The organism is Streptomyces sp. NBC_01198, assembly GCF_036010485.1.
Taxonomy (GTDB): Bacteria; Actinomycetota; Actinomycetes; order Streptomycetales; family Streptomycetaceae; genus Actinacidiphila.
Genome location: NZ_CP108568.1, coordinates 945,287 through 965,875, shown reverse-complemented (window position 1 = coordinate 965,875; position 20,589 = coordinate 945,287). Strand labels below are relative to the sequence as shown.

Genomic DNA, 20,589 nt, shown 5'->3' with positions numbered 1-20,589 from the left:
CGCGACGAGCGGGACCGGTGCGGCCGACCTCGGTGCCGGCGCACCGGCGTGGATGACGTTGTCGGCAGGGACACGGGCGCCTGGCCGTGCCGGAAAGATCTTTGCGCGCGCCTGCCGGCCGTGGTTGGCTCGCCAAATGGAGCTTCTTCTGATGGCGAGTGGCCTGCGCAACGAGTCATTGCGGGACGCGCTGCGGGACATGCTGGGGAAGCCGTTCGGGTCGGCGAACGTCGCGTTCGTACCCACCGCGTCCGTCGCCGAGCCCGGGGACCACGGGTGGTTCGTCACGGACATGAACCGCCTGCACGGCCTCGGCTGGCGGCAGTTCGACGTCGTGGAACTGAACGGTCTGCCCCGGCGGACCGTGCTCGACCGGCTGCTGCGTGCCGACGTCATCTACGTCGAGGGCGGCAACCAATACCACCTTGCGCGCAGCATCACCGGCAACAACCTGGCAGAAGGCTTCCTTGAGGCGCTGGAGAGCCGGGTCTATGTGGGGGTGAGCGCCGGATCGATGGTCTTCAGCCGGAACCTCACCGAGCACTCCGCCGACGTCATCGGGGACGCCGCGGACCTCCACGTGCTCGGTACGACGACTCTGGAGCCACCCTTCGGCCTCTTCGACTGGTGTCTGAAGCCACACCTGTACTCGCCGGACTTCCCCGAGCGGGACGACGCCTGGGCCGATCAGATTGCCGAACGGGCGGACTTTCCGGTCTACTTCATCGACGACGAGACGGCCGTTCGCGTCAGGGACGACACGGTGGACGTTGTCTCCGAAGGCCGGTGGCGGCTCCTTGTCTGACGCGACGCGTGCCGGGAAGCGCCGGGGTCTGCGCCGGTGAGCCACGTTCGTCAGATCACCTGGGATGGTCCTCCGGCGGCGGCGGCGACGGTCGGTGACGGTGTGGCGGTACCGGCTGGCGGGCCCGGCAGCGGGCAGATGCCGGAGATCAGTCCTCGCCGCGGACGATGGCGGAGTCGTCCCCCTCGGGGTAGCGCCACCCCTCGCCCGTGGCCCGCGCGGGCAGGCAGACGCGTGGCCTGCCGGCCGGTTCGTGAGGTGCCCGGGTGACGCGGCTTATGCTCTGCCCTGCCGCAGCGTCCGCGGTTCGGCCCTTCCTGCTCGTCATGCTGCATCTTCTCTCCGACGCGCCTTTCGCGAGCACCGCGGGCGTTGGCGCGCCACTGTCGCTCGTACCGTGAGGTCGTAGTTCTTTCTCCTGGCCGGGATAGGGCGCGCGAAACCTTCCCGGCCGGCCGGCCCTCGTGCCCGTCTGGCAAACGGTGTGCGCGGGGTCCGTATGCTCCGGGCATGAGGATTTTCCGACCGCGGGCACGAGGCGGGGCCCGGTTGGTGCCGAGGTCGCCGCTGGATGAGGCTGTCGCTCTGTACGTGGCCGGGCGGTACGCCGCCGCGGAGTCCGCGGCCCGCGACGTCGCCGCGGCCCGGTCCTGGCGGCCCGGGGATCCGCACGTGCCCATGGCGTTGAGCGTCGCCGCGATGGCGATGGGCGCGCAGGGCCGGCACGCTGAGGCGGTCGCCGCCTACGACGCCGTGTTGCCCGACTTCGCCAGGGTGTTCGGCGCCGAAGGCCCGCAGACCCTGAAACTGCGCTCCGACCGTGCGCAGTCGACGGCCTCGCTCGGGCGGCACGAGGAATGCGAGCGGGAGTGTGCGGCCGTTGTGCTGGCTGCGACCCGGGGTGCCGGGCCCGAGATGGCGTTGGTGGCGGACGCCGCCCGCAATGGGCTGATCTTCGCTCTCAACGGGCAGGGCCATCATGTGGAAGCCGAGAAGGCGGCCCGCGAGGCGCTGTCCGCGCAGCGCGAACCTGACCGGCTCGGCCTCGTCCTGCGGCTCGGCCTGGCCCGCAGCCTCAACGGCCAGGCCCGGCACGAGGACGCTCTCGCCGAGGCGGAGCGGGCCGGGGCGCTGAGGCGCGGCCTGCCCGAGGAGGAGCACCGCCCGGAGACCGGCGCCGTCGAACTGGCGGTCGCCACGGCCCTTCTGGGGCTGGGCCGCACAGGTGAGGCTCGCCTGCAGGCTGCCACCGCGTACGACGCCTGCCTGGCCGCCTTCGGCCCGGCCCACCGACGTACGGAGGAGGCGCAGGCGCTGCTCGACACCATCGACGCTGCCTGACCGTGGGCGAACCTCCAGCTCGCGCCCCGCGATGTCGTCGAGGAGTCCGGCGACGCTGCCTGGATCGATGCCGAAGGTCGCCCCGAGCACTTGCTGACCCGTGGCGCGGGCGTCGGCCGGGTGCCGTGACCGGAACGGCTGTTGAGCGCGGGGCGGCGGGCGCGGTACTGCCGCCGTACCCGCCTGCCGAGTGGCACAGCCCCCGACGGGGCGGCGAAGGTATCCCTGTTCGGGGCAGGCACGGGGCGGCGCGCTGCGCCACGATGGGCGGGTGACCAGCACAGGAGCGAACGATCTCGGCGGATTCCTGCGCAGCCGGCGTGAGCGCCTGACCCCGGCCGCCGCGGGCATCGGGGCTGGCGCCACCCACCGGCGGGTCCCCGGGCTGCGCCGGGAGGAACTGGCCGAGCTGGCCGGTGTCAGCGTCGGCTACTACACCCGGCTCGAGCAGGGCGTCAGCACCGGTGCGTCGGGCGCCGTCATCGACGCGCTGGCCGCCGCGCTGCGGCTCGACCGGGCCGAGCACGAGCACCTGCGAACGCTCGCCTCCCCGCGCCGCCCGACCCGTCCGCGTGCCCGCAGATCCACGCTCAGGCCCGCAGTGGGGGAGCTCCTGGCCGCCATGCCCGGGGTGCCGGCGATCGTCATCGACCACCGGGCAGACGTCCTGTGCTGGAACCCGCTCGGTCACGCGCTGTTGGCCGGCCACATCGCCTTCGACGCCCCGCAGTCGCGGATCCGTCCGAACATCGCCCGCATGCTGTTCCTCGACCCGCACCACCGGGCGCTGTACCGCGACTGGCACGCCAAGGCCCATGCCACCGTGGCCGTCATGCACCAGGCGGCCGCGCGGCACCCGGGCGACGCCGAGCTCGAACGCCTCGTCGGCCGGCTCGCGGTCGACAGCCCGGAGTTCGCTCGGATGTGGGCGCGGCGACCGGTCCGCACCTGCTCGTACGCCGTGCGCGCACTCGACCACCCGGTCGTCGGGCGGATGACCCTGGCCAACGAGACTGTCGGTCTGCCCGACGACGACCAGCACCTCGGGCTGTTCCACGCGCGTGCCGGGACACCGGACGCCGACGCGCTCGCCCTGCTGGCACAGAGCCTGGACCGGCGCCTCGCGCCGGGAACCACATCCGACGAGGAGAAGACCCCGTGAAGATCATCGTTGTCGGCGGCGCCGGCACCATCGGCCGACGGCTGGTGCCAGCGCTGCGGTCCCACGGCCATGACGTCGTCGTGGCGGGCCGCACCTCGGGCGATGTCCGGGTCGACCTGGCCTCGCACGCGTCCATCGAGGCCATGTACGCCGAGGCCGCGGCGGTCGACGGTGTCGTGTGCGTCGCGGCGCACGGCGCGCTCGACGAGTTCAGCACCCTGACGTCGGACGCACTGCTGGAGAACATGCGGGCCAAGTTCCTCGGGCAGGTCGATCTGGTGCTGACCGGCCAGCACCACTGCGCCGACGGCGCGTCCTTCACCCTGACCTCCGGGATCTTCGCGGACCAGGCGTGGCCGCATGTCACCGGCGGCGGCGTCATCAGCGGCGCGCTGCACAGCTTCGTCCTGTCCGCCGCGATCGAAGTGCCCAGAGACATGCGGGTCAACGTGGTCAGCCCGACCATGGTCGGCGACTCCGTCGCCGCCTTCACCGATCATTTCCCCGGCATGGCGCCCGTGCCGATGGACCACCTCGTCGACCGGTATCTGCAGTGCGTCGAAGGCGACGGCACCGGCCAGATCATCCGCGCATACGGCTGACCCCACCCACGCTCGCCGCCCAGGGCCAGTGCCGCCCAGCTCCTTCGCCGCCCTGTCTCACATACTGCTCAACGGGACCGAGAACAGCACGCGTTGCGGGACCACCGGTGTGCCGTGCGGGTCGCCGCTGCCGTCGGCCGCCCACTCGGTCTGCGACCAGACCTCCTGCGTGCTCCACCACAGCGAGATGCCCTCGCTGTGCTGCGCCCAGCAGGCGTTGTCCGTGTCCCCGCTGCCACAGGTGTCCGAGGTGGTGCCGCCGCTGGTCCTCATCCGCCACATGACGCCGGACTGCCCGACACCGCCGCGGGCGTCCGCACCGTAGTAGGTGCCTGCGTGCGCCAGGACCGACTGGAGTCCCACGGCGCTGGACTTCAGCAGTTGGCCGGCGTTCACGGTCCCCGTACCGCTGTCTTCGAGTGGCATGCCTCCGCCTGGCGCGGCGAGTTCGTAGCGGAAGATCCGGGCGGCCGGCCCGCCGCTGGAGGAGAACCACTCGTTCGCCACGATGCTGAACGGCGTGGTGGTGCGGTCGAGGGAGACGGAGGCGAAGCAGGGAATTGCGGTGTCGTTCGCCATCGTGCAGGCGCCCGGCTGGCTGTAGGAGCCGACGGCCGGCATCACGTACTGGTAGCCGTCGGCGGAGAAGCCGCCGCTCACCTTGCCGACCGCAGTGCTGTTCACCTGCGCCTGCAGTATGTGCTTCATCGAGAAGACGTACAGCGCGTTGTTGCTGCCGTCTCCCGCACGACCCGTGACGATGAGGTTGTCACCGAACCAGACCATGCCGCCCACATGCGAGCCGAATCTGGCGAAGTTGTTGCCGCCGTCGGTGGGGATGACCAGAAGCACCCAGCGGTACTTGAGGTGGGCCGGGTCGCTGGCGTCGATGAAGGCCACCCGGGCGGAGGTGCTGCTCTCGGTCCAGCCCGAGAGGATCAGCTTGTTCGTGCCCCACATGCCGTCGTCGTCGGCGTCACCCGACGACGTCAGTCCCTGCGGCACCCAGTCCTGGCTGACCGAGTCGCCGGTATCCCAGCAGTAGGCCGCGCCTGCGGTCGGCTTGACGGGCAGGGCCGCCAGTTCGGAGCCCTGGCAGTCGGCCCGGTCGCGCATCGAGTGGTTGGCGCTCTTGAGGACCGTGTCCACCCCGACGTTCGGCATCTGCCCGTCGAGGGCGCTGATCGTGGCGGGGGACACCTGGTGTTCCGTGAGTTTCAGCTTCGCCATTTCGGCCGAGTAGGACGTCCGGTCGGCCAGAGGCCCCGGGTTGGCCACCGAGCTGGCGTAGGCAGGCGTGCCGGCCGACAGCGCGGCCAGCAAGGCGGCCACCGGTATCAGGCTGAGCAGCACACGGACCCTGGACACTTTCATGTGGCCTCCTCGGCGCGAACGCCCCCCGGTCCAGCAGGAGTTGGACCCGTCGGCGCGGGGGAGCCGCACCAGAAGATCACGGCACTCGTCCGCTCCGCAACGGCCGGGGGTCATGCGACCGGTCGCCGGCCGGGGCCGGACGGGTGCATGGCGGCTTCCGCGTGCACCGGGCGTCAGCCGACGAAGACCGCTGACAGGTGCGAACAACGCGGTTGGCATGTGCCGGGTGGCCGCGGCTATCCTGCACCGCTGCCATGGGGCGCAGTTCATCCCTGGGGGGAATCATCTCGTGCGACGCTTTTATCGTCTTTTGGGTGCCTTTGCATTGCTGGCCGGATGTGCGGGGTGCGCGGGCGGGTCGCACGACGCCCTGCCGCCTGAGGCAACAGCGCCCCCGACGCCGGTCGACTACAAGGACGCTGTCCGCTCTGCGGTTGCCGCGAGCAGGAACACCAGCGAGCAGGTCAACGAGACCATCGTGATCACCGGCAATGGTTCCACCTATACCCTCACCGTCGCCGGCAGCTTCGACATGGCCGCGGACAAGGGCGCCCTCATCGTGCGCCTGCCCGGTGGAGCCATCGACCACATGGACGAGGTGTTCGACGGTCCCACCATCTACCTGCGGGGCTTGTCGAACCTGGGCCAGAAGTGGGCCAAGACCGTTCGCAGCGAGGCGCAGGCCCACTACCTGCTGCGCGCGCCGCTCAACGACCCGGAGTTCGTACTCCAGCAGATCTCCGCGATCGACCAGGTGTCGAAGGGAGCCGCGGCCAGCATCGGCGGCGTCTCCACGACGCACTACTCCGGCAACCTCGGCCAGGCCCCGCTGACACTGCGAATGGCGCTGACCATACGACAGCAGGTGGCCGCGATGAGCAACGACCTCGGAGGGGCGGACGCGGACGTCTGGGTCGATCCGGCCGGCCGCGTCGTCCGGACCCGTACTTCTTTCAACCAGGGGGAAACGAGCGTGACCGTCACGATGACCCTGTCCGGCATCGGACACCCGGTGACGGTGGCCGTGCCCACCGCTCAAGCCGTTGCTCCCGCCACGTCGATCAGCGGGATCCTCCCGGGCTGAAGGGCACTTGGGCGACGGTTGATGTCGCTGCGCCATGTCTCCGCTTGGTCAGCCCGCGGGTTGGTCAGCCCGCCGGGCGGTCATGCTCGACAGGGGCGGGGACGGTCGAGCCCAGGGCAGTGAATCCGGTGCGCAGCGGCCGGTCGGGTCGGCACGTCGGGCACGGGGCGGCGTCCTCGCGCCCGAGTACGGCGCGGGCGTGCTCGGTCGTGGCGGGCCGAGCGGGGTCGCGGACGGCGCGGCAGTCGCCGCGGTGCACGACGCGGGCGGGGCCCTGCTGGGCTCCGACGTACACCGGCTCTTCGACCTTCCATGCGGGGGTGACGCCGTACCGCTCGGTGGGCACCTGGTCGTACGGCTGCCCGTCGATCGGCTCGCAGAGGGCGGCCGGTGCGCGGAAGTCGACGGTTGCCGGGAGGACCAGGAGCCGGCCGCGCTCACTGCCCTGGCTCGGCAGGTGGATCTGGAGGTCGTACCACCACGTGCCGTCGGGCTCCTTCCGCCGGGACGTCACCACGGCGAACAGGTGCTGCCCGTCCGGGAGGGTGACGACGACCAGCGGCCCGTCAGCCCGCGGCGGAGCAGCCCGCCGCGCGGGCTGCACCTGGTCGTCGTCGCTCACCCGCCGAATCTAGTTCGATTTCCCGTTCGATTCCACGTGTGGAACACTCCGCCCCGCCGCACCCGGGCCGTTCCCGGTGGGCCGTGCAGCGGGAGGACGATTTTCCTCCTACGGGGCGGTTTGGGTCTCATCTGATCTGGTCTGTGTCAGGGAACCCGGCATGGTCGTCCCATGAGTGGGGTCCACGCGAGGCCAGCGGCGGTGTCGGACAGGGGGCACGGGGCTGAGCACGTTTCCGTGTACGCCGACATGGCGGGGTACGAGATCGCGTGGGTGACTGCCGACGGTGAAGAGGGGCGTCGGCTCCTGGCCGAGGTCGGGGAGGTCGCGTTCGAGGATGCAGCGCCGGTGCGGGACTTTCCGTCCTACCGTGGGCAGCGCCATTTCCCAGGTCTGTACTGGGCGGCGACCACAGGCCGGCATGTGGGGTTCGAGTCCTGGCTGGAGCGGGACCACGCGATGCTCTTGGACTTCGATCCGCTGGTGAAGGGTCTGTCCTCCCAGCCGTTCTGGCTGAGCTGGAGGGACAGGCAGACGGGCCGCAGCCGTTCGCATGCTCCGGACTACTTCGCGCGGGTCGTGGACGGAACGGGGTTGGTGGTCGACTGCCGTCCGGCGGACCGGATCGATGCGAGGGCGGCGGAGTCGTTCACGTGCATGCGGGAGGCATGTGAGGCGATGGGAGGGGCCTACCGCGTCGTCGGCGAGATCGAGCCTGTGAGGGCGGCGAATCTGCGCTGGCTGGCGGGCTCCCTCCATCCCCGCTTCGCGGTGTCGGAGGGAGTGATGGCGGCGGTCTGCTCGGCCTTCGCGGTCCCCGCGCCGCTGCTGGCGCAGGCGGCGACGGTGGGTGATCCCATCGAGGTGCTGCCGGTGGTCTTTCACCTGCTGTGGTGCGGAGTGTTGCGGGCGGATCTGACCCGTCGGTTGAGCGATCGCACCGTGGTGATGGCACGGGAGCCGGGGCGGTGACGGGCACTGCCGCCGGCCGCGCTCCAACGTCTGGACCCGGCCCAGCGGGCCGCACGCGAGCGGGAACGCGAGGAGTACCACGCGCGGCTGGTCATCGTCCGAACTCCCACGATCCAGCACGTCACCACCATCGGGCGCAAGCGGATCCTGCTCAACCGCCACCAGCAGTCGGCCCGCCGCGGACTGATCGTCACCGGAGCCGCGGGTACGGGGAAGACGACAGCAATCACCCAGCTCGGCAAGAACTACGAACTCCTCGCCCGGCGCCGCGGCGAGGTCGCCCGCCAGGCGCTGCCCGTCGTCTATGTCACCGTCCCTCCGGCGGCGACGCCCAAGATGCTGGCGGTTGAGCTGGCCCGCTTCATCGGCCTGCCGCTGCCCAGCCGCTTCAGCCAAGTGGAGATCACCAACCGGGTCTGTGACCTGCTCTGCAGCAGAGGCTGCCGCCTCGTGCTGATCGACGAGCTGCACAATCTCGACATCCGTACCAAGGTCGGAGCGGAAGCCTCCGACCAGATCAAGTACCTGTCCGAGCGCATCCCGGCGACGTTCATCCTGGCCGGCGTGGACGTCGAGGGCACCGGGCTGTTCACGGGACGTCGCGGCGGGCAGATCGCCAGTCGTTACACCGAGATCACCACCAGGCCGTTCCCCCACAGAACCAACAGGGACAAAGAGGCATGGCAATCGCTGGTGTCCACGCTGGAGGGCGCCCTTCGGCTGCACGCTCACCGTCCGGACACCCTGCTGAAGCTGAGCGCCTACCTCCACGAGCGCACCGCGGGCATGATCGGGAGCCTGTCCCACCTGGTCCGCGAGGCGGCCCTGGACGCCATCCTCGACGGCACCGAGAAGATCACCCGAATCGGACTCGACACGGTCGAACTCGACAGAGGCGTCAAACAGGCCCGTCCCCGGCGACCGTCGTCCCCGGTGAGGAAGGCCGGGTGAGCACGCGCCTGCGGATGCTTCCGGTCACACCGCCGCCCATGCACGCCGAAACGATCGGCTCCTATCTGAACCGGCTCGCCGACGCCAACCGCCTGCCAGTCCAATTCCTGTCCATCCTGCTCGGGCACAATCGGCACCACCGCCGCGACGACAATCGCACCAATCACTGGACACCCGAGACCCTGCTCCGGCTCTCCTCCCTGACGGGGAGAACCCCTGCCGAGTTGTCTCACGCGATCCCGGCCCTCGCCGTGATCAGCGAGTTGGCCGACGGCACCCTGCGGGCGGTGAGCGACCAGGCAGACGAGATACTCCGGCGTCCTGCCTGCCGCCGCTGCATGGCCCGACGAGGAGTTCACGGGCTCGTGGTCCGCAACATCCCGCCCCATGAAGCCGTTTGCCGGCGGCACCATCGCTGGCTCCTCGGCGACGAGCAGTATCGCCTTCACGCTCTGCCCGAAGTGCGACAAGCCAACCGCCGACACCGCCGCCTTACCCGCCGAACCCGAGCCCCCTCCCTCACGAGGCATTACACCGTCGCCCGCGACTTCCTGATGGACTGCTTGCGGACGGGAGAGCCATCCGATCTGCGCCAATGCTGGAACAACCGCATCGACCTCCTCGGCGACGACCCGCACGGAGACCCCCTCCGTCCCACGCCGTTCCGGATCGAACTCGCGACCTACCCCGAGACCATCAGGCTCACAGCCATGATCGGCTCACCGCACTGGTCCGCCAACCAGGACTTCCGCCAAGAAGCCGCACGGCAACTCGGAATCAACTCTTACGAAAGCCGATAGGCGACGTCGTGCCCTTGGGCCTACTGGGTCAAGAGACCTCGAAGATCAGGTAGTTGGCCCCGCCGGTCCTGTCACTCTGGGCAGAGCCCGTACTCTGCCAGCCACCCGAGCAAATCTTGGCGAGAGGTCTCGACAAGCCGTCCTCCGGTGAAGCGGACATCATTCGTCACCTCGGCCACACACTCAGGCGGGGGAACGAAGGACTCCGCCTCCTCATCAGTGGTGAACTCGGCCTCAGCCAGGACCAGGCCCTGCAGGGGACCGTCGAAGACATCGACGCCCAGAGGGGGCACGCTGAAACGCGTCTTGGACAGTACCACGGCCGGCAGCGAGGCGAGCAAGTCGTACTCGGCCAGCGACAAGTAGGTATTAGTGATCAGGCCCTGAACACCGCCTGGACGAGGGATCGGCACTTTCTGCGTGAGCTTGCGTTCACAGCCACCGCCCGGGAAATCGGCACGCCGCAGCCGCAGACGTGTTCCCACCAGATACCGGTCGGTGATCACACGGGTGACCGTCACGGTTGACGGCGTCGGCGGTTCGGCCAACAGGAACCGTCTCTCTCGCTCAACGCGTGCATACTTTCCCGGGCAAACCGACTGACCTTGAACCCCACCCGCCCTGTCCATCATCAGGACAGCTTCCCAGCTACCTCTTCCCATCCGCCTCGCCTCTTCCCGATACTGCAAAGTCCGGCGAGAACGGCGCGAGACCAGTATCAGCGAGACTGACAAACCACAGCTCAGCAACTCGGCCCTCACCAGGCTCGACGACACCCCATTGCTCTGCCGACCTTCCCGCACACCACGTGACACTCCACCGGACGGAGCAGTGTCACTCCAAGATGACAGTTCCCAGCTCAGAGACCTCTGGTCAGCGAACCTCGATGAGAACGGACAACGGCGTACGGGTTCGGCGGACGCTTGCGGCGTGCTGGGACGTGCGCTTCGAGTACGCGGAGCCGGTGCGTCCGTTTCGGTGGCCCAAGGGCGGGGAGAGCTTCGAGGGATGGTATTTCTGTGCGACGACCGGCGGGCACATCGGCTACGAGTCGTGGCTGGAGCGGGACCGGCTGATTCTCCTGGACGCCGACCCGCAGGTGAGGGGCATTGCGTCGCAGCCGTTCTGGCTGCACTGGCACGACGGTCGGCGTCAGCGCCGGCATGCCCCCGACTACTTCGTGCGCCTTGCGAATGGACGGGGCCGGGTGGTTGACGTCCGTGCTGCGGACCGCGTGGACGACGCGGCAGCCGAGGCGTTCGCAGCCACTGCGAGGGCCTGCCGGGCGGTGGCCTGGGAGTTCGAGCGGGCTGGAGTTCCTGATCCGGTGCCGATGGCGAACATGCGGTGGCTGTCGCGATATCGCAGGCTCCGGTGCCTGCGCCCGCACGTCGCGGCCGCTCTGCTGGAGGTCTTCGCCGAGCCAGGACCTTTGCGGCCAGAGGCCGGCCGAGTGGGTGATCCGCTGATGGTGCTGCCGGTGCTCTTTCACCTGCTGTGGTCCGGCGCTCTGGTGACGGACGTGGCCACGCGGTTGCTCGATTCCGACGCCGTGGTCCACACGGCAGAGAGGAGGTCCCGGTGGGACGTCTGACTCGGCCGCAGGGCCTGGCCGTTGGTGAACGCGTCCGGTTCGAGGGGCAAGTCCGACTGGTCCTGGCCGTTTCGGGTCGGTCGGTCACCCTGTCGGGCATGGGCGGCACGGTGCGGGCGGTTCCGCCGACAGTGCTGTTCGCCGACGACGACTTCGAGGTCGTGGACAGCGCGGGCCGGATGCCGCTGCCGCCGGTGTCCTTGCTGGAGACCCTGCCGCAGGCAGCGTTGGAGAAGGCCCTGTGGTGGGAGGGGCACATTCTGGAGGTGCTGCGCGGGCTGCCGCCGGATGCCGCTGCGGGCACGCAGCCGAAGCCCCAGTACGCCCTGTCCCGTTCGCTGACCGCGCGGGAACGAGCGAAGGCGGTCGAGCTCACCGCCGCAGGGCACCGGGTCACCGCGGGAACGGTCGCGAACCGGCGCCGCCGCTACGAGAGGACGGAGTGATGAGGCTGGCCGACCACCGGCCGGTCCGCAGGACGCCGAGATACGGCACGGTGGACGACGCGGTGGTCGCTGCGATGGGGCAGGCGATCAGGGAGGCGACAGATGCCTCCACCCGCACTGGCACCTTCCTGCTCTGGCGGACCGAGCAGATCCTCAAGACCAGCGAGGACAGCACGGACGCGAAGCTGCCGTCGCGGCCCACGCTCTACCGGTTGCTGGACAAGCTCACTGCCGGCACCCACTCCACGGGCTCGGCAACAACGCGCAGGTCGCGGGCGCACGGGGCAGCCGCCCCGTTCGGTGAGCTGCCGGCGTTCGCGCCGGGTGAGGTGATGCAGATCGACTCCACGCCGCTGGACGTGCTGGTCCGCCTGGACGACGCGGTGGCGGGCACGGTCGAGCTGACCGGCATGGTCGACGTCGCGACCAGGACGGTGACCGCGGCGGTGCTGCGGCCGACGACGAAGGCAGTCGATGCCAGCGTGCTGCTGGCCCGCACAGTCACCCCGGAGCTGATGCGGCCGGGCTGGGTCGATGCCCTGCGCATGTCCCGCTCGGTGCTCCCGCACCGGCGGCTGCTGTCCCTGGATGAGCGCCTGGAGCACGCCGCTGCCCGGCCGGTGATCGTTCCCGAGATGATCGTATGCGACCACGGCAAGGCGTTCATGTCGCGCAACTTCCTCGCGTCTTGCCGCTTCCTCCAGATCGATCTCCAGCCCGCGCACAAGGGCTCGCCCTTCGAGAAGGGGCACATCGAGAAGACGCTGGCCTCCGTGGGCACATTGTTCACGCAGTTCCTGCCCGGCTACACAGGCAACACGACCGATCGCCGCGGCCGGCATCTGGACAAGCAGCCTTTGTGGACGCTGATGGAACTGCAGGAACTGCTGGACGAGTGGATCGTCGCCCACTGGCAGAACCGCCCGCACGACGGGCTGCGGGACCCGGCCACACCTGGACGGTCGTTCACGCCCAATGATAAGTACGCCGCCCTCGTCGAAGCCTGCGGCTACGTCCCGGTCGCACTCACCGGCGACGACTACGTCGAACTGCTGCCCTCGCTCTGGCGCGCGGTCAACGACTACGGCATCAAGGTCAAGCGCCGCACCTACGACAGCCCGGCCCTGGCCGGGCTGCGACGCCAGCACTCCGGTGTCAGGGAGAAGAAGGGGTTGTGGGAGGTCCACCACGACCCCTACGACGTCTCCCGGATCTGGGTGCGCAACCACCACGCGAGCAGCGGCTGGATCGAGGCCGCCTGGAAGCACCTGAACCGGGTTCCGGTCCCCTTCGGCGATCTGGCCTGGGACCACGCCGCTCAGGGCCTGCCCGAGGCGACCGAGGCGGAGATCGCCGACGCGGTCGCCGCCCTGCTGGCCAAGGCCCACGCGGGCCCCGACCAGCCCCGGCGCAAGGCAGCATCGCGGGCTCGGCGGGTCGCTGCCCGCACGCGCGCGGCCGGGCCCGCCGCACCACCGGCTCCGCCCGTGCAGCCGCGGCAGGAGTTGGAGCAGGCCGCAATCGAAGCGCTGGCCGAGGTCATCCCCCTGGAGATCTTCGACCCTCTGGAGGACCCGTGGAAGCGGACATGACCAGCTACGACCTTCGAGGGGGCACCTTCCTTGAAGACGCGGACGAGGAGGCCGGGCTCCAGCTCACCACCCTGAGGGGCTGGCGCCAGTTCCTCAGCGAACCACCTCCCGCGCCACAGCCGCTGACCGACAGTGAGTACAGCGGCCTCTCCCCGGAGGCCCGAAGCGCCCACGACGAGGAACGTCTGGACCACCACGCCAGGCTCCTGGTCGTGGCGACCTCCACCATCCGCCACACGGTCACCACCGGGCGCCGCCTGGTCCTGCTGAACCGGCACGCGATCAGTGCCCGCCGCGGCCTGTTGGTCTCCGGCCCGGCCGGCACCGGCAAGACCATCGCGCTGACCCAGTTGGGCCGCTCCCACGAACTTCTGGACCGGGCACGGGCATCCCCACGCCGCCGGGCGGATCCCCGGCCTCTACATCACCGTCCCGCCGGCGGCCACTGCCCGCATGGTGGCAGCGGAGTTCGGCCGGTTCCTGGGCCTGCCGATCATGCGGGGCATGAACATCACCGACATCATCGAAGCTGTCGTCGGAGTCTGCACCGACACCCGGACCGGCCTGGTCCTGGTCGACGAAGTCCACAACATCTCGCTGGCCACCCGCAACGGTGCCGAGGTCGCCGACACCCTCAAGTACTTCTCCGAGCGCATACCCGCGACGTTCGTCTACGCCGGCATCGACATCGAGCGCAGCAACTTGCTGTCCGGCGCACGCGGGGCCCAGATCGCCGGACGCTTCACCATCATCCCCACCCACCCCTTTCCCTACAATGCCGAGTGGAAAGGCCTGGTCGCAGCGTTGGAGAGCACGCTGCTGTTGCGCCGCCACAGCCCCGGCACCCTCACCGCCCTTGACCGATACCTCCACGACCGGGCCGGCGGCATGATCGGCGCGCTGTCCCACCAGATCCGCGGGGCCGCTGTCGACGCGATCCTCGGCGGCACGGAGAAGATCACCAAGAAGGGCCTCGCCGCTGTCCCGCTCGACTACAGCGAACAGCAATCGGCATCTGCCCTCCGGCAGCCGGCCCGATGACGCGAGCAGGCATCCCCGAGCGGCTGACAGCGCTCCCCGTGCGCGTCGCACGGGAGAAGCAGTCCACTCCTACGTCCGCCGCCTGGCCATCGCCAACCACCTGCGCCCCAGCTACCTGCACGGATTCCTCATCGGCCCCCCTTCTGGCAGGGCCTCAAGCCTCGACCGGACCGGCTTGCCGCCCTTTCCGGACTCCCCGAAGAACACCTAGCCAGGCCTCTGGTGCACCCAGCCGCACTGCTCATCCAAATCAGACACTCCGACCGGGACAAACTCGAAGATCGCCAGGCACAGCTCTTCCTGCAGATCCGGACCTTTGCTGCAGGAAGAGGACTGCGCCTTCGAACCGTCGCAGCACACTTCAACGTCACCCGCGGGACCGTCCGACGAGCGCTCCGCACGCCTGCACCGCCAAGAGCAGACATCATCCGACGCAGGCAGCTGGCCATCGAGCCGATCAAGGCACTGATCGACCCCATGGCCGACGAGGGCCTCCTCCCAAAACAGATCTGGGACCGCCTTTACGACGACCACGGCATAGCGGTGAGCAACCTCGCAGCGATCGTCCGTTACGTCGCTACCCGGCGTCTCGCCACGCTCAGGACCGACACCAGCAGCGAAACCCAGTAGCTGCCGGGCCCGGCTCCGCTTACGGTCGGCCGCATGGCTGACGAATGCTTCGCACATCCACGGCTCGCCGCGATCTATGACCCGCTCGATCCCGGCCGCGGCGACCTCGACGCATACCTCGAAATAACACAAGAGCTTCAGGCGCATAGCGTGCTGGACATCGGCTGCGGAACGGGAGTCTTCGCGCTCCTGCTGGCCGAACGCGGGATCGAGGTCACCGGCGTCGATCCCGCTCAGGCCTCCATCGACGTGGCCCGGGCCAAGCCCGGCGGCGAGCGAGTGCACTGGATCTGCGGCGACGCCACAGTCCTCCCGCCACTGCAGGTCGACCTCGCGACGATGACAGCGAACGTCGCTCAGGCCATCGTCGATCCGCGGACATGGCACAAGACCCTGCGGACAGCCCACGATGCACTGCGGCCCGGCGGGCATCTCGTCTTCGAGACCCGCAGCCCCGCCCGGCGCGCCTGGGAGGAGTGGACCCGCGAAAACTCATACAGCGTCACGGAGATCCCGGGCTTCGGCTCCGTCGAGAGCTGGGTCCAGCTGACCGAGGTCCGCCTGCCGCTGGTGACGTTCTGCTGGACCTACGTCTTCGCCGTGGACGGACAGGTGCTGACGTCAGATTCGACGTTGCGCTTCCGTGAGCAGAAGGAAGTCGAACGGGACCTGATCGAGCACGGCTTCGTGGTGGAGGACGTCCGCGAAGCGCCGGACCGGCCAGGAAGGGAGTTCGTCTTCCTCGCGCGACGCACCTGATCCCTAGTGATCCACACCACTCAAACTTCGATGGCACACGCTCAAGGTTCAATGGCACAGGACGTGGGACTTTGCCCTGCGCCGACGGCCTCACCTCAGATGGCGGGTGAAGAACTGGGCAGCGCCGTCCCCCGCGGACTGCGGGACGCCGGTGTGGCCGCCCATGTTGGCGTGCAGGGACTTCTCCTTCGAGCCGAAGGCGTCGAAGAGGTCGAGGGCCGCCTGCCGGTCGTTCCGCTCGTCGTCCCACTGCAGCAGGACGTGCAGCGGAATGGTGACCCGGCGGGCCTCCTCGAACATGGCGCGAGGTACGAAGCTCCCGGCGAACAGACCGGCGGCCGCGATGCGCGGCTCGACCAGCGCCAGTCTGATGCCGATGGAGATCACTCCCCCCGAGTATCCGACCGGGCCGCCGATCTCGGGCAGTGAGAGGAGGGCGTCCAGGGCGGCCTGCCATTCCGGGACCGCCTTGTCGACCAGCGGGAGGATGAGAGCGTCGACGATCTCGTCGCTGACCGGCTCGCCGGCCTCCAACGTCCGGCGCAGGTCGGCGCGGGCCCGCTCGACGGCGGGCCAACGAGGCCGGTCGCCGCTCCCCGGAAGCTCGATGGTCGCCGCGGCGAAACCGTCCGCGGCGGAGTGCCGGGCCCGGGCCGCCAGCCGGGGGTGCATCTTGCGCAGCCCGAGGGGAGGGTGGCCGAGCAGGATCAGCGGTACCGGAGTGGAGGCGGATGCCGATGCGGGTGTCCACAGGATGCCGGGGATCTCACCGAGGGTGAATTCACGTTCCAGGACGTCCTCGTCGAGGCGCTGCTCGGAAGTGAAATGCATGATCGTGCCTTTCGGGAGTGCTCGCGAACGGCGCTCCCGGACGACCTACCGCCCGACCGTGGCCCCTGAGGAGAGCGCCCATGTCGATACTGCGTCCACGGGTACCACCTCCTCGTTCTCTCGCACGGCCTCCGCGACGGTACCAGCGGTCCCTCTCGCCCGCCAAGGCCTTTTCGCGGACCCAGCTGCGCAGCCGCTCGCCACTCAGGAGGGGTGGGCATGAAAGGGCCGCGTCGGCGCCGTGGGCGGGTTTACCAGGGGCGGACGATCGTGGCGGTGTCCAGCGTCACTGACCCGTCGCGGGCCAGGGTCTGGCCGCTGACGGTCACGCCGGCGTTCACCGTGATCGAGGTCGCGGCCAGGATCCGGCCGGCGAAGGCGGTGCCCGTGCCGAGGGTGGCGGAACTGCCGACCTGCCAGATGACGTTGCGGGCCGAGGCGCCGCCGGTGAGCAGGACTCGGCTCGCGGTCGCCGTCGTCAGGGTCGATCCGATCTGGAAGACCCACTCGGCGTTGGCGTCACCCAGGGCGTCCAGCGTGACCGTGCCGGTGAGCCCGAGGGAGGAGGCGGCGTTGTAGACGCCGGGAGTCAGCGTCATGTCGCCGAGGTCTCCGGGGAGACCGGCGTCCGGGATCCGGCCGGCCGCGTCGTCGTACGCCGCGACGAGGTCGGCGTGGGCCTGGACGGCGTCCGCGTCCGAGACGTGGATGGTTCCGTGCACCTGGCCGGGTGGGAATCCGGTGACGGCGGCTCCGGGGCTCACCCCGAGGTCGCCGGTGACGCTCGTGGGGCCGGTGTTCGTGACGGTCTGCCCGCCCAGTACGGCGAAGCGTCCCAGGTACGTGTAGGCGTCCACGGCGGTGGTGGTGCCGCCGAGAGTGGTGACGGAGACGTCGACCGGACCGAGCGCGCCGGCGGGGAGCAGGGCGTCAATCTCGGTGTCCGAGGCGACCCGGTAGGAGAGGACGGGGGTGCCGCCGAAGGTGACGCCGGTGGCGTACGAGAACGCTGTCCCGGTGATGACGACGAGATTGCCGCCGTCCACGGGTCCCGAGTCGGGGGTGACGACGGTGATGGCGGGCGAGGCGAGATAGGTGTAGGTGGCCCCGGACGCGATTCCGCCCCTGGTGCGCACGACGACCGCGACCGGGCCGGCGGCGAGCGCCGCCGGGACGGTCACCGTGAGCCGGCCGTCGGAGTCGACGGTGAACGCGGCTGCCTGCGTGCCGAACAGGACCTCGGTGGCGGTGAACAGGCCCGCACCGGCGAGGATCACGGTGTTGCCGCCCGCCAACGGGCCCGCGGGAGGCGGAAGGAGGCGGAAGGAGGGCGGCCCGAGGTAGTAGAAGGTGCCGACCACTCCCGTTCCGCCCGGAGTGGTCACCGAGACGGGCACGGGCCCTTGACCGGCGGGCGTCACGGTGGCGGTGGTGGTGTCGCTGACGACCGTGAAGCTCGCGGCCGGGCGGGAGCCGTAGCGCACTGCGGTGGTGGCGGTGAAGTGGGTGCCGGTGAGGGTCACCGCATCGCCGCCGCCGGTGGATCCCTGGTTCGGTGAGACCGGCATGGGGACTCCTTGACTCCGTCGGGGAGACGGACGCGGAGCACTACCGGCCGACTGGCCGGGCGGCCGTGGCACCTGTTCGTCAAGCGAAGTAGCCCACCGACACGAGGATGTGGCAAGGGCCGGGGCGCTGTTTCACCCGAAAGGGGAGGGGCGCGGGGCGCGGACTTCCGCGCGGGCGCCCCCCCACAGTCGTACTACCCGGCCGCCGGAGCCTCCGCCGACGGTATGACCACGAGGCGCAGGTCCTGCTCCTCGTTGTGCCCGCTGATGGCGAACAGGCGCGATCCGTCCGGTGCCCACGCCAGGCCGCGCGGCCGCAGATAGCCCGCCTCGTAGCCGGTGGCAGGGGGGAGGAAGACCGTGCGGTACGGGGTGTCGGCCCCGGTCCGGTAGAGGTAGACGTCCGGGTCGGGCTCGATGCTGTCCACACCCGCCGCGACGTCCCCGCGCGGCGAGACCGCGACCGCGGTCGGATAGTTCGTGCTCGGGTAGGTGTGGCCCTCGGTCAGGTCCGGCAGGCTGAACGAGGGATGGTGGTAGGGCGCACCGGACGCGGTCAGCAGCGTCCTGCCGTCCGGCGCGATGGCCAGGTCGCTGAAGTTGGAGCTGCCGCCGGGTTCGCGCACCGTCGTGTGCGGGAGGAGCGTCGTGCCGGAGACGTCGTAGACCGAGATGTAGCCGGGGGACAGGTTCTGGTCCGCGGCGACGAGCGTGCCCGGTGCCGCCGGGGAGGTCGCCAGGAGCGGTGCGCCGTCGAAGCTGCTCGGGGGGATGAGGCCCAGGCGCACCGTCGGGGTGGCGGTGCCCAGCCTGATGGAGCCGATGTTCGCGTCCCACTGGTCCCCGTAGCTGAAGTACAGGGTGCGGCCGCTCAGAGCCGCGTGCAGGGGCGCGGTGCCGGCGCCGGTCGCGTCCCGCTCCCGCTGCCGGGCGGTACCGGTGTCGATGACGCTGATGGCGTCGCCGAGGGCGAGCGGCGCGTAGAGGGTGCGGGAGTCGGCGGACAGCTCCAGGTCGCACACGCCCGGCAGGTTCCTGATCGTGCCGACCAGGCGGCCCTGGTAGTCGGCCACCAGGACCGTGCCCGTGGTGTAGTCGGAGATGAACACCCGCTTGTGCAGCCCGTCCACGGCCATGTCGCAGTGGTAGGCGATCGGCAGTGCGGTGCCTTCGTCCGCCGCCACGGCCGCCCCCGCGGGGGCCGGTGCCGCGGCGTGCGTCGCCGGCGCCGCGCCGAACGTCAGACCCAGCAGGGCCGCGAGCGGTAGCAGTAGGCGGGCGCGGGAGAATCCTCTGCGCATCGAAGTCCTTTCGCCGACAGGCAGGACTCACGCGGGCGTCGGCCCGGTCGTGGTCCATGACTGCTGTGGCGTACCCCTGCCTTGTGCGTGTACTCCCCACGTGCTCCTCATCGACACAAGGGATACCGGCTGTTCCGCTTCCACTTGACGGCCGCTTGACCTTGGATAATGCCCGGGGCCGGCAAAGGCGGCCGGGTTCGGGGGCCATGCCTCATGAGGAGGAGCCGCGCGTGAAGCTGCTGCTGACGACCGACACGCATGTGCCCCGGCGGGCGCGGGCGCTGCCCGATGAGCTGCTGGTCGCGATCGACGCGGCCGATGTCGTCTTCCACGCGGGCGACTGGGTGCACGAGGCCACGCTCGACCTGCTGGCGGCCCGGAGCCGGCGGCTGGTCGCGGTGTACGGCAACAACGACGGTGCCTCGTTGCGGGCACGGCTGCCCGAGGTGGCCAGGGCCGACGTGGCGGGCGTCCGGTTCGCGGTGACGCACGAGACCGGGCAGGCGCGCGGGCGCGAGGAGCGCTGCGATCAACTGTTCGCGGAAGCGGACGTCCTGGTGTTCGGCCACAGCCACATCCCGTGGGACACCACCACCCCCGGGGGGATGCGGCTGCTCAACCCCGGCTCGCCGACCGATCGCCGGCGCCAGCCGCACTGCACGTTCATGACCGCGGCCGCCCGGGACGGCGTGCTCACGGACGTGGTGCTGCACCGGCTGCCGCCGCGCGGCGGGGGCTGACGGTACGGTGCCCGCCGCCCGGCGCTCAGCCGCGGGCCGGCCGCAGTTCCCGGCCGAGCAGGACGACGATGACCGCGATACCGCCCGCGCCCGCGGCGACGAAGGCGCCGGCGGGGCCGATGACCTGCGCGGCGGCGCCGCCAAGGGCGAAGCCGACGCCCTGCAGCGTCACCGCCAGCGGGATCCGTGACGACCTCATCCAATTCCTTGAGGACGTCGAGGAGGAGACGGTGTCCGCACTCGTCGTCCGCCGCCTGAAGGCGCGTGAAAGCGGAACGCCGCCGACGGGCGACGCCCTCGCGCGGGCCCTGTCGCTGGAGCCGGGCGGGAGCGCCGGCTGACCCGTGGCGGGGGCGGGCAGGGGGCGCGGTCGG

General features: G+C 70.3%; 21 protein-coding genes and 1 pseudogene. 15 read left to right on the top strand and 7 right to left on the bottom strand.

What is annotated here, in order from left to right:
• Window positions 1-136: 136 nt before the first annotated feature.
• The 4 genes from OG702_RS04345 to OG702_RS04330 all read left to right on the top strand — a co-directional run bounded on the left by OG702_RS04345 (window position 137) and on the right by OG702_RS04330 (window position 3,910).
• The gene (locus tag OG702_RS04345) at window positions 137-805 is read left to right on the top strand and encodes a Type 1 glutamine amidotransferase-like domain-containing protein (protein WP_327287543.1); all 669 of its coding nucleotides are present in this window, start codon (window positions 137-139) and stop codon (window positions 803-805) included.
• Between the two features lie 510 nt (window positions 806-1,315).
• Window positions 1,316-2,146, top strand: a complete 831-nt coding sequence (locus OG702_RS04340) for a tetratricopeptide repeat protein (RefSeq protein ID WP_327287542.1) — start codon at window positions 1,316-1,318, stop codon at window positions 2,144-2,146.
• A gap of 271 nt (window positions 2,147-2,417) precedes the next feature.
• Window positions 2,418-3,308 carry a helix-turn-helix transcriptional regulator gene (locus tag OG702_RS04335; RefSeq protein ID WP_327287541.1) on the top strand — a complete coding sequence of 297 codons (891 nt, stop codon included), beginning with the start codon at window positions 2,418-2,420 and terminating at the stop codon, window positions 3,306-3,308.
• The gene (locus OG702_RS04330; RefSeq protein ID WP_327287540.1) at window positions 3,305-3,910 is read left to right on the top strand and encodes a short chain dehydrogenase; all 606 of its coding nucleotides are present in this window, start codon (window positions 3,305-3,307) and stop codon (window positions 3,908-3,910) included. Before OG702_RS04335 ends, OG702_RS04330 begins: the two co-directional genes overlap by 4 nt.
• 57 nt (window positions 3,911-3,967) lie before the next feature.
• Here the strand turns inward: OG702_RS04330 and OG702_RS04325 are convergent, their stop codons facing one another.
• Window positions 3,968-5,284, bottom strand: coding sequence for a hypothetical protein (locus OG702_RS04325; protein ID WP_327287539.1), 1,317 nt, complete (start codon window positions 5,282-5,284; stop codon window positions 3,968-3,970).
• A 226-nt stretch (window positions 5,285-5,510) separates the two neighbouring features.
• On the opposite strand from OG702_RS04325, the gene OG702_RS04320 reads away from it, so the two are divergent.
• On the top strand, window positions 5,511-6,368 hold the full coding sequence (locus tag OG702_RS04320) for a hypothetical protein (protein ID WP_327287538.1): 858 nt from the start codon (window positions 5,511-5,513) through the stop codon (window positions 6,366-6,368).
• Window positions 6,369-6,432: 64 nt separating this feature from the next.
• Here OG702_RS04320 and OG702_RS04315 read toward each other — a convergent pair whose 3' ends face one another.
• Window positions 6,433-6,990, bottom strand: coding sequence for a DUF6233 domain-containing protein (locus OG702_RS04315; RefSeq protein ID WP_327287537.1), 558 nt, complete (start codon window positions 6,988-6,990; stop codon window positions 6,433-6,435).
• 237 nt (window positions 6,991-7,227) lie between these two features.
• Between OG702_RS04315 and OG702_RS04310 the strand changes: the two genes are divergently transcribed.
• The 3 genes from OG702_RS04310 to OG702_RS04300 are packed head-to-tail and all read left to right on the top strand — an operon-like array spanning window position 7,228 to window position 9,713.
• A complete protein-coding gene (locus tag OG702_RS04310) occupies window positions 7,228-7,962 on the top strand; it encodes a TnsA-like heteromeric transposase endonuclease subunit (protein ID WP_327287536.1) in 735 nt (244 codons plus the stop codon).
• Window positions 7,963-7,968: 6 nt separating this feature from the next.
• Entirely contained in the window at window positions 7,969-8,913 is a 945-nt protein-coding gene (locus tag OG702_RS04305) for an ATP-binding protein (protein ID WP_327293078.1), read from the top strand.
• On the top strand, window positions 8,910-9,713 hold the full coding sequence (locus OG702_RS04300) for a TniQ family protein (RefSeq protein ID WP_327287535.1): 804 nt from the start codon (window positions 8,910-8,912) through the stop codon (window positions 9,711-9,713). The genes OG702_RS04305 and OG702_RS04300 overlap by 4 nt, the downstream gene beginning before the upstream one ends.
• Window positions 9,714-9,784: 71 nt before the next feature.
• Here the strand turns inward: OG702_RS04300 and OG702_RS04295 are convergent, their stop codons facing one another.
• Complete coding sequence (locus OG702_RS04295; protein WP_327287534.1) at window positions 9,785-10,219, bottom strand: hypothetical protein; 435 nt, start codon at window positions 10,217-10,219, stop codon at window positions 9,785-9,787.
• Between the two features lie 380 nt (window positions 10,220-10,599).
• Between OG702_RS04295 and OG702_RS04290 the strand changes: the two genes are divergently transcribed.
• From OG702_RS04290 to OG702_RS04265, 6 genes and pseudogenes are all read left to right on the top strand, one after another.
• On the top strand, window positions 10,600-11,307 hold the full coding sequence (locus OG702_RS04290; RefSeq protein WP_327287533.1) for a TnsA-like heteromeric transposase endonuclease subunit: 708 nt from the start codon (window positions 10,600-10,602) through the stop codon (window positions 11,305-11,307).
• A 98-nt stretch (window positions 11,308-11,405) separates the two neighbouring features.
• Complete coding sequence (locus OG702_RS04285) at window positions 11,406-11,753, top strand: hypothetical protein (RefSeq protein WP_327287532.1); 348 nt, start codon at window positions 11,406-11,408, stop codon at window positions 11,751-11,753.
• Window positions 11,753-13,345 (top strand): Mu transposase C-terminal domain-containing protein, encoded by a 1,593-nt coding sequence (locus tag OG702_RS04280; RefSeq protein WP_327287531.1) that lies wholly within the window; start codon window positions 11,753-11,755, stop codon window positions 13,343-13,345. The genes OG702_RS04285 and OG702_RS04280 overlap by 1 nt, the downstream gene beginning before the upstream one ends.
• A pseudogene (locus OG702_RS04275) lies at window positions 13,342-14,386 on the top strand (TniB family NTP-binding protein). The gene OG702_RS04280 and the pseudogene OG702_RS04275 overlap by 4 nt, the downstream one beginning before the upstream one ends.
• A 222-nt stretch (window positions 14,387-14,608) precedes the next feature.
• Entirely contained in the window at window positions 14,609-15,016 is a 408-nt protein-coding gene (locus OG702_RS04270; protein WP_327287530.1) for a hypothetical protein, read from the top strand.
• A 33-nt stretch (window positions 15,017-15,049) separates the two neighbouring features.
• Window positions 15,050-15,775, top strand: a complete 726-nt coding sequence (locus tag OG702_RS04265; protein WP_327287529.1) for a class I SAM-dependent methyltransferase — start codon at window positions 15,050-15,052, stop codon at window positions 15,773-15,775.
• 90 nt (window positions 15,776-15,865) lie between these two features.
• On the opposite strand, the gene OG702_RS04260 is transcribed toward OG702_RS04265, so the two are convergent.
• The 3 genes from OG702_RS04260 to OG702_RS04250 form a co-directional block, all read right to left on the bottom strand.
• Entirely contained in the window at window positions 15,866-16,606 is a 741-nt protein-coding gene (locus OG702_RS04260; protein ID WP_327287528.1) for a dienelactone hydrolase family protein, read from the bottom strand.
• Window positions 16,607-16,857: 251 nt separating this feature from the next.
• Window positions 16,858-18,174 carry an ice-binding family protein gene (locus tag OG702_RS04255; protein WP_327287527.1) on the bottom strand — a complete coding sequence of 439 codons (1,317 nt, stop codon included), beginning with the start codon at window positions 18,172-18,174 and terminating at the stop codon, window positions 16,858-16,860.
• 194 nt (window positions 18,175-18,368) lie between these two features.
• Complete coding sequence (locus OG702_RS04250; protein WP_327287526.1) at window positions 18,369-19,475, bottom strand: hypothetical protein; 1,107 nt, start codon at window positions 19,473-19,475, stop codon at window positions 18,369-18,371.
• 230 nt (window positions 19,476-19,705) lie between these two features.
• On the opposite strand from OG702_RS04250, the gene OG702_RS04245 reads away from it, so the two are divergent.
• Window positions 19,706-20,215 carry a metallophosphoesterase family protein gene (locus OG702_RS04245; protein ID WP_327287525.1) on the top strand — a complete coding sequence of 170 codons (510 nt, stop codon included), beginning with the start codon at window positions 19,706-19,708 and terminating at the stop codon, window positions 20,213-20,215.
• A 25-nt stretch (window positions 20,216-20,240) separates the two neighbouring features.
• Here OG702_RS04245 and OG702_RS04240 read toward each other — a convergent pair whose 3' ends face one another.
• The gene (locus tag OG702_RS04240) at window positions 20,241-20,414 is read right to left on the bottom strand and encodes a hypothetical protein (RefSeq protein ID WP_327287524.1); all 174 of its coding nucleotides are present in this window, start codon (window positions 20,412-20,414) and stop codon (window positions 20,241-20,243) included.
• Window positions 20,415-20,589 lie beyond the last annotated feature (175 nt).